Origin of the sequence: Streptomyces roseolus, assembly GCF_014649855.1 — a bacterium.
GTDB lineage: Bacteria > Actinomycetota > Actinomycetes > Streptomycetales > Streptomycetaceae > Streptomyces > Streptomyces roseolus.
On record NZ_BMTV01000007.1, the window covers coordinates 194,716 to 202,540 of the forward strand.

The 7,825-nt window shown below is 73.6% G+C and carries 10 protein-coding genes; 5 read left to right on the forward strand and 5 right to left on the reverse strand.

Translation table 11 applies throughout. From position 1 onward, the window contains the following. Together IE245_RS10795 and IE245_RS10800 are read right to left on the reverse strand one after the other, a co-directional pair. The gene (locus IE245_RS10795; protein ID WP_189946571.1) at window positions 1-501 is read right to left on the reverse strand and encodes a hypothetical protein; all 501 of its coding nucleotides are present in this window, start codon (window positions 499-501) and stop codon (window positions 1-3) included. Window positions 502-526: 25 nt separating this feature from the next. Then, the gene (locus tag IE245_RS10800) at window positions 527-1,654 is read right to left on the reverse strand and encodes a magnesium and cobalt transport protein CorA (RefSeq protein ID WP_189946572.1); all 1,128 of its coding nucleotides are present in this window, start codon (window positions 1,652-1,654) and stop codon (window positions 527-529) included. Between the two features lie 424 nt (window positions 1,655-2,078). On the opposite strand from IE245_RS10800, the gene IE245_RS10805 reads away from it, so the two are divergent. The 4 genes from IE245_RS10805 to IE245_RS10820 all read left to right on the forward strand — a co-directional run bounded on the left by IE245_RS10805 (window position 2,079) and on the right by IE245_RS10820 (window position 5,266). Further along, window positions 2,079-2,669 carry a suppressor of fused domain protein gene (locus IE245_RS10805; protein WP_189946573.1) on the forward strand — a complete coding sequence of 197 codons (591 nt, stop codon included), beginning with the start codon at window positions 2,079-2,081 and terminating at the stop codon, window positions 2,667-2,669. A 97-nt stretch (window positions 2,670-2,766) separates the two neighbouring features. Beyond that, complete coding sequence (locus IE245_RS10810; protein WP_189946574.1) at window positions 2,767-3,405, forward strand: DUF6758 family protein; 639 nt, start codon at window positions 2,767-2,769, stop codon at window positions 3,403-3,405. A 122-nt stretch (window positions 3,406-3,527) separates the two neighbouring features. Next, window positions 3,528-4,394 (forward strand): PHP domain-containing protein, encoded by an 867-nt coding sequence (locus tag IE245_RS10815; RefSeq protein WP_189946575.1) that lies wholly within the window; start codon window positions 3,528-3,530, stop codon window positions 4,392-4,394. A 266-nt stretch (window positions 4,395-4,660) separates the two neighbouring features. Continuing rightward, window positions 4,661-5,266 carry a MarC family protein gene (locus IE245_RS10820; RefSeq protein ID WP_189946576.1) on the forward strand — a complete coding sequence of 202 codons (606 nt, stop codon included), beginning with the start codon at window positions 4,661-4,663 and terminating at the stop codon, window positions 5,264-5,266. Between the two features lie 89 nt (window positions 5,267-5,355). On the opposite strand, the gene IE245_RS10825 is transcribed toward IE245_RS10820, so the two are convergent. Further along, entirely contained in the window at window positions 5,356-5,508 is a 153-nt protein-coding gene (locus IE245_RS10825; RefSeq protein ID WP_106978848.1) for a DUF8834 family protein, read from the reverse strand. Between the two features lie 158 nt (window positions 5,509-5,666). On the opposite strand from IE245_RS10825, the gene IE245_RS10830 reads away from it, so the two are divergent. Continuing rightward, window positions 5,667-6,590 carry an NYN domain-containing protein gene (locus tag IE245_RS10830; protein ID WP_229851203.1) on the forward strand — a complete coding sequence of 308 codons (924 nt, stop codon included), beginning with the start codon at window positions 5,667-5,669 and terminating at the stop codon, window positions 6,588-6,590. Here the strand turns inward: IE245_RS10830 and IE245_RS10835 are convergent. Together IE245_RS10835 and IE245_RS10840 are read right to left on the reverse strand one after the other, a co-directional pair. Continuing rightward, the gene (locus IE245_RS10835; protein ID WP_189946577.1) at window positions 6,574-7,476 is read right to left on the reverse strand and encodes an alpha/beta fold hydrolase; all 903 of its coding nucleotides are present in this window, start codon (window positions 7,474-7,476) and stop codon (window positions 6,574-6,576) included. The genes IE245_RS10830 and IE245_RS10835 overlap by 17 nt on opposite strands. 100 nt (window positions 7,477-7,576) lie before the next feature. Continuing rightward, the coding region (locus IE245_RS10840; protein WP_373305305.1) for a hypothetical protein at window positions 7,577-7,825 on the reverse strand (249 nt) is incomplete at its 5' end.

A 7,825-nucleotide genomic window follows, 5' to 3' on the forward strand; every position in this document is an offset into this window, starting at 1 on the left:
TCAGCGCTTCTTCCCGCGGCGGAAGAGCAGCTTCGGCAGGGCGGCCGGGACCGGTCGGCGGGTGGTCGCCGGGGACGACAGGGGGACGGCGGCGAGCGAGCCGTCGGGCAGCGCGGTGGTGGCGGCGCGCGGATCGAGGCGCAGCACGCGGCACTCGCGCGCCCACCGCTCGGGCATGGCCTCGCCGTCGGGGGCGTTGAGCCGCTTGCCCTTCAGCTCGGCGACGGCCGCGTCCCACTCCTCGGTGCCGGGGGTCAGCTGGCGCACGGCGGCCGTCCAGGAGACGATCCGGCCGCCCTTGTCCTTGCTGCGGACGGTGACCTCGGCGGTGGCGCCGTCGGCGAGACCGGGCAGCGGCTGCTCGCCGGGGCCGTCGCCCACCACGTGGGCGGCGCCGTCGTGCCAGACGTGCCAGAGCGCCCGGGCGGGCCCGGTGCCCCGGACCCAGACGAGGCCGGACTTCTTGGTGGCCTCCTCGACGAGGAACAGCTCTTCAGTCATGGCCCGCAGCCTATCGGCAGGCCCGTCAGAGCCAGCCGTTGCGCTTCAGGGTGCGGTGGATCGCGAAGCAGATGACGGCGATGCCGCCGAGGACCATCGGGTAGCCGTACTTCCAGTGCAGCTCCGGCATGTGGTCGAAGTTCATGCCGTAGACCCCGCAGACCGCCGTGGGGACGGCGACGATCGCCGCCCACGAGGTGATCTTGCGCATGTCCTCGTTCTGCGCGACGGTCGCCTGCGCCAGGTTGGCCTGGAGGATCGAGTTCAGCAGCTCGTCGAAGCCGACGACCTGCTCCTGGACGCGGGCGAGGTGGTCGGCGACGTCCCGGAAGTACTTCTGGATGTCGGGGTCGACCAGGCGCATCGGCCGCTCGGAGAGCAGCTGCATCGGGCGCTGCAGCGGGGTGACGGCCCGCTTGAACTCCAGGACCTCGCGCTTGAGCTGGTAGATCCGGCCGGTGTCGGTGCCGCGCGTGGAGCCCTTCGCGGCGGGTGAGAAGACGTCGATCTCCAGCTGGTCGATGTCGAGTTCGACGGCGTCGGCGACCGCGATGTAGCCGTCGACGACGTGGTCGGCGAGGGCGTGCAGCACGGCCGAGGGGCCCTTGGCGAGGAGTTCGGGCTCGCCCTGGAGCCGGTGGCGGAGGTTGCGCAGCGAACCCTGGCCGCCGTGCCGGACGGTGATGACGAAGTCGGGGCCGGTGAAGCACATCACCTCGCCGGTCTCCACCACCTCGCTGGTGGCGGTGAGTTCGGCGTGCTCCACGTAGTGGATCGTCTTGAAGACGGTGAAGAGGGTGTCGTCGTACCGCTCCAGCTTGGGCCGCTGGTGGGCGTGGACGGCGTCCTCGACGGCGAGCGGGTGGAGCCCGAACTCGGCCGCGATACCGGCGAATTCGGCCTCGGTCGGCTCGTGCAGGCCGATCCAGACGAAGCCGCCGGACTCCCGCACCCGCGACATCGCGCCGCGCGGGGTGAGGCAGGCGCGGTCGTCGATGCGCCGGCCGTCGCGGTAGACCGCGCAGTCGACGATGGCGCTGGAGGCCGTGTGGTCGCGGGTCGGGTCGTAGTTCGTGTACGTGGTCGGGGTCTTGCGCAGGCTCGGACGCAGGCTGGGCCGAACGGCGGCGCGCAGGTCACGGATCATCGACATGGGCGTGCTCCTTCACGGACAGGCCGTCGGCGAGCGTGGCGCAACCCGGAATGAGGACGGGAGAGGCACGTCGTCCACAAAGCGGGCGGCACCGGAGGATCGCGGTGACGGCGTTCGCAACTCAGACAGGCAAAGAGGGGATGCTCTTCCGTCGTACGCGATGCCGGAGAAGGGGGTCCGCGGTTCGGGGACCCGGTGTCACCGGAGGGGGGAACGCACCGATCGGGGGTGCGGTGCGGCGGAAGAGCGGCTGGTACTGCCCGATCGACTTCGGTCCATCGCAGTCCCACCTCCTCCGGCCGGTCCCTCGTGAGGGATGACGTGTGACGCACAGTCGGGAAACCCGACCAGTGGCCAACACTATCAGCCGACCGAGGGTCAATCCCTTACTTTGCCCCTTCCTCACGCGATCTATGCTCGCCGCATGGGAGAAGTTCTTGCACTGGTCGAGGCCCGGCTGCGCACGGCCCTGGGCGAACCGGACGCGTGGGCCGCGGTGACCTTCCTCGGCACCGACCGGATCGAGGTGCTCCGCTTCGTCGACGCGGACGCCGGGCTCGTCCGCTACGCCACGCTCGGCATGTCCGCCGCCCCGATGGCCGACCCGACCGCCGCCCTCGCCGACCCCGTCAAGGGCCCGCGCGCCGAGCTCGTCCTGACCGTGCGCCTCGGGCGCGCCGACACCGACAAGGTGCTGCGTCCGCTCGCGGTGCTCGCCGCCACCCCCCAGGTGGAGGGCGTGGTCGTGGCTCCCGGCGCCTCGCTGGACCTCGGCGAGCCGCTCTGGCCGGGCGCCGGCTTCAGCTCGGTGCTCGTCGCGGAGTCCGGCGGGCTCGTGGAGGACCTGGAGCTCGACGCGCCGAAGGACCCGGTGCGCTTCCTGCCGCTGCTGCCGATGACGCCGAACGAGGCCGCCTGGAAACGGGTGCACGGCGCGCAGGCCCTGGAGGAGCGCTGGCTCGCGAAGGGCACGGACCTGCGCGACCCGCTGCGCGGCTCCGTCGCCCTGGACTGAGGGGCGGCGCGCGCCGGGGTGAACGCTCCCGGCCGGACGGGTGATCGACCGCGGCCGTCCTTGACGGGAGGCGCGCGCGGGAGGACCGTTGAGCCCTATGAGGGGCGAACCCAGTTGTCCGAAGTGCGGTGGGCGGGTCAGGACGCCCGGTCTCTTCTCCGACTCCTGGCAGTGCGACGTACACGGACCCGTGCACCCGCTCCAGCCGGTGATCCCGCCCAGCATCGAAGGCCTCGGTGTCGTCGTGCACCGCTCCCACGTGCCCGTCTGGATGCCCTGGCCGCTGCCCGTCGGCTGGCTCTTCACCGGCGTCGCGTACGCCGGTGACGACCGCAGCGGCGGACGCGCCACCGCCGTCGCCTGCTCGGGCCCCGGCCCGCTCGGCGGCATCGGCGAGCTGCTGCTCGTCGCCGAGGAGCTGGGCGTCGGCCTCGGCGCCCGGTACGCGGGCATCGACGGCCCCGACCCCGGCTCCGGCATGGCCATCGACAAGCCGCCCGCGGCCAAGGTCCTCGCCGCGGGCCGCCCCACCCCCCTCTGGCACGTCACCGGCACCCCCCACGACCGGGCGGTCTTCGCCGGCGAGGCCCGCGGGCTGTGGCTCTGGGCCATCGTCTGGCCCGAGCAGTCCGGCCTCCTGATGTACGACGAACTCGTCCTCACCGACCTCCGCGACGCGGGCTCCGAGGTCGACCTCCTGCCCTGCGGCGCCCTGACCCCGCGCCTGCTCGGCTGAGGGGCGGCGCGCCCCCGGGCGCGTAATGGGCGCGTGCTGGCTGAGATCCGTACAGCAGGGGGTGTATCTCCCGTTATGCTGGAGCGTCACACGTCCGTGCCGAGCCCCTGGAGAACCGCGTCGTGCGCATCGACCTGCACAGCCACTCCACGGCCTCCGACGGCACCGACACCCCTGCCGAGCTGGTGCTGGCGGCCGCCGCGGCCGGACTCGACGTCGTCGCGCTCACCGACCACGACACCACCCGCGGGCACGCCGAGGCGATCGCCGCCGCGCCCGAGGGGCTGACCGTCGTCCCCGGCGCCGAGCTCTCCTGCCGCCTCGACGGCATCGGCCTGCACATGCTCGCCTACCTCTTCGACCCCGCGGAACCCGCCCTCCTCGCCGAGCGCGAGCTGGTCCGCGACGACCGCGTGCCGCGTGCCCGGGCCATGGTCGCCCGGCTCCGGGAGCTCGGCGTCCCCGTCACCTGGGAGCAGGTCGAGCGGATCGCCGGAGACGGCTCCGTGGGCCGCCCGCACGTCGCCGAGGCCCTGGTCGAGCTGGGCGTCGTCCCCGACGTCTCCGGGGCCTTCACCGCCGAGTGGCTCGCCGACGGCGGCCGCGCGCACGTCCAGAAGCACGAGCTGGACCCGGTGGACGCGATCCGGCTCGTGAAGGCGGCCGGCGGCGTCACCGTCTTCGCCCACCCGGGTGCCGTCAAGCGCGGCCGGGTCGTGCCCGAGTCCGCGATCGCCGCGCTCGCCGAGGCCGGGCTCGACGGCATCGAGGTCGACCACATGGACCACGACGAGCCCACCCGCGCGCGGCTGCGCGGGCTCGCGAAGGAGCTGGGCCTGCTGGTCACCGGCTCCAGCGACTACCACGGCAGCCGCAAGACCTGCCGGCTCGGCGAGTACACCACCGACCCCGAGATCTACGGCGAGATCACCCGCCGTGCCACCGGCGCCTTCCCCGTCCCCGGCGCCGGCGGAGCGCTCGCCGGCTAGACCGGGACCGGATCCCCCGGGAGCCCTTCCCGCGCGCGGCGACGTGCCGCGCCGGGCCCGCGCGTCGTCGTGCCGGGTCGTCCCGCGCCGACCCGTGCCGCGTCGGCAGGGGACTCCCGCCCGCTCCGGTCCCTCCTCGTACCGCCCCCGTGGCCCCGCGCGCCCGACGCGCGGGGGCGGGGCACTCCCGCCCCGGTTCCGGAATCTCATATTCCGGTCCGGTGCCCCCACCCCACCGTTCGACCCTCACCGCAAGGCACCCCACCGTGTTCGACGTCGCCGTCTTCGGCTCGCTCTTCCTCACCCTCTTCGTGATCATGGATCCGCCCGGCATCACGCCGATCTTCCTCGCGCTGACCTCCGGCCGCCCGGCCAAGGTCCAGCGCCGGATGGCCTGGCAGGCCGTCGCCGTCGCCTTCGGCGTCATCACCGTCTTCGGCATCCTCGGCCAGCAGATCCTGGCCTACCTGCACGTCTCCGTCCCCGCCCTGATGATCGCGGGCGGCCTCCTGCTGCTGCTCATCGCGCTCGACCTGCTCACCGGCAAGACCGACGAGCCGAAGCAGACCAAGGACGTCAACGTCGCCCTCGTCCCGCTCGGCATGCCGCTGCTCGCCGGCCCCGGCGCCATCGTCTCCGTCATCCTCGCCGTCCAGCACGCCGACAGCGCCGCCGCGCAGGTCTCCGTCTGGACCGCCATCGCCGCCATGCACGTCGTCCTCTGGCTGGCCATGCGCTTCTCGCTGGGGATCATCCGCGTCATCAAGGACGGCGGCGTCGTCCTCGTCACCCGGCTCGCCGGCATGATGCTCTCCGCGATCGCCGTGCAGCAGATCATCAACGGCGTCACCCAGGTGATCCAGGGCGCCTGACCCGGGCCCGGACACCACTGCGCCCCCGTGCGGATTCCGCCTGAGCGGAGTCCGCGCGGGGGCGCGGTGCGTGGTGTGGACCTGCCCCGTTACGAGGCGGAGGTCTCTGCGGGGCGGATCCAGATGCGCTGGCCGATCGCTGCGGCCTGCTGCACGATCCGGTTGACGGAGGCGGCGTCCACGACGGTCGAGTCGACGGGCGTGCCGTCGACGTCATCGAGTCGCAGGATTTCGAAGCGCATGGCTTCTCCCTTCGTCCGAGTTGATCCTCCATGACGGAGAACTGGCGTACGTATGTGTCCAACAGCGGAACCATCCAGAACATTCCTTACGCTAAGGAAAATTTTCGGATGGCTAACTACTGGCGGGTAGCCGAGCCGACGACGGACAATGAGGGCTGATGAACGACGCCATGAACCCCGCACCGCCCACCGAAGCCCTCGCCGCGCTCGACGCCCGCCTGGAGCGCACCAACGAGCTCCTGCTGCGGATGCTGGCCGAGGTCGCGAAGACCCCGTCCACCCACGCCATCTTCGTCGACGCCGGTTACGTCCATGCTTCCGCCGGGTTGCTGGTGACCGGCACCGAGGACCGGCGCTCCTACGACCTGGACGCCGAGGGCCTCATCGAGGCGTTCATCGACACCGCCCGCACGATCTTCGCCGACAGCCGGCTGCTCCGCGTCTACTGGTACGACGGCGCCCGCCGCCGCATCCACACTCCCGAGCAGCAGTCCATCGCCGAGCTCCCCGACGTCAAGGTCCGCCTCGGCAACCTCAACGCCAACAACCAGCAGAAGGGCGTCGACTCCCTCATCCGCTCCGACCTGGAGTCCCTCGCCCGCCACCGCGCCATCAGCGACGCCGCCCTCGTCGGCGGCGACGAGGACCTGGTCTCCGCCGTCGAGGCCGCCCAGGGCTACGGCGCCCGCGTCCACCTCTGGGGCATCGAGGCCGCCGACGGCCCCAACCAGGCCGAGGCCCTGCTCTGGGAGGTCGACAGCCAGCGCACCTTCGACCTCGACTTCTGCAGGCCGTACGTCACCCGCCGCCCGGTCACGATGTACGAGAACGACGCCGAGCCGCCGCCCTCCCGCGACGAGGTCCGCTTCGTCGGCGCCCAGATCGCCGCCACCTGGCTCGGCGAACGCGGCCGCGACCGGCTCGCGGAACTCCTGCCCGGCGACCCGTACCTCCCCGCCGCCTACGACCAGGACCTCCTCGTCGAGGCCGAGAACCGGCTCAGCCGCTCACTGCGCGGCCACGGCGCCCTGCGCCGCGCCCTGCGCGACGGGTTCTGGCAGCACCTCAGGGCGCAGTACTGAGGCCCGCCGCCTCGCGGGAGGGCGCGTCCACCCGCTGCCAGAAGGCGGCGAGCCGCTCGGCCAGCTCGTGCGGGTGCGAGACGTTCGGGGAGTGGCCCGCGCCCTCCACCACCGTGTGGTGCGCGCCGGTGCGGGCTGCGGCCGCCGCCAGCTCGGCCGGCGGCCAGACCATCTCCTCGGAGCCGTACGCCAGGTGCACGGGCATCGCCAGGCCGGCCAGCTCCGCCGCGCCGTCCGGGTCGCGCAGCAGCAGCCGTCCCGTGCCGGACAGCTGGGCGACCTTCGTCAGCATCCAGCGGCGCCGCAGGAAGCCCAGCACCTCCTCCGAGTCGAGGGCCCCGTCGGGCGCCTCGCCCCGGCTGTCCAGCCAGCGCGTCGTCCGCCACACCCGGTCCTTCGCCAGCAGCGCGTGGCCGGCCCGCAGCGCCCGGATCCGGACCCGCTGCGGGCGGGCGACCCGGCCGGGACCGGAGGAGAGCAGCGTCAGCGAGCGGAAGGCGCGCGGGGCGAGCACCGCGGCCGAACGGGCGACGATCCCGCCGAAGGAGTGGCCGAGCAGGTGCACCGGCCCGTCGCCCAGCGCGAGGGCCTGCGCGACCGCGTCCAGGGCGAGCGCGCGGCGGCGGTAGGCGGCCCGGCCCCGGGGGCCGTACGACTCGTTCTGACCGCGCCCGTCGACGGCGACGACGCGGTACCCGGCCTCGCCCAGCGGGCCGAGCAGCGCCAGGAAGTCCTCCTTGCTGCCGGTGTACCCGGGCAGCATCAGCACCGTCCCGCGCCGCTCGCCCGCCGCCGCCGTGTCGAGCACGGCGAACGCGCCGCGCACGGTGTCGAGGCGGCGGGCGCGGGTGCCCGGCGGGAGGGCCAGGGAGCGGGGCTTGCTCATGCAAGGACTGTAACCGGAGGGCGGACGCCGGTACGACGACGGCGGCCCGGCCCCTGGTGGGGGCCGGGCCGCCGTCATGCCCGGAGGTCCGGGCGGAGCGTCACGCCTCCGGCTGGGCCGGGGCGGCCTTCTTCGCGGCGCGCTTGCGCGGCGCCTTCGGCGCCTCCTCGGCCGGCGCCTCGGCGGCGGCCGGGGAGACGGCCTTCTTCACCGTGCGCCGACGGGCCGGCGCCGCGGTCTGCGGCTCGGACGCGTCCGGCGCCACGGCGGCTGCCGTCTTCTTGGCGGTGGCGCGCTTGCGGGGAGCCTTCGGGGCCTCCTCGGCGGTGGCGGGGGCCTCGGCCTCGAC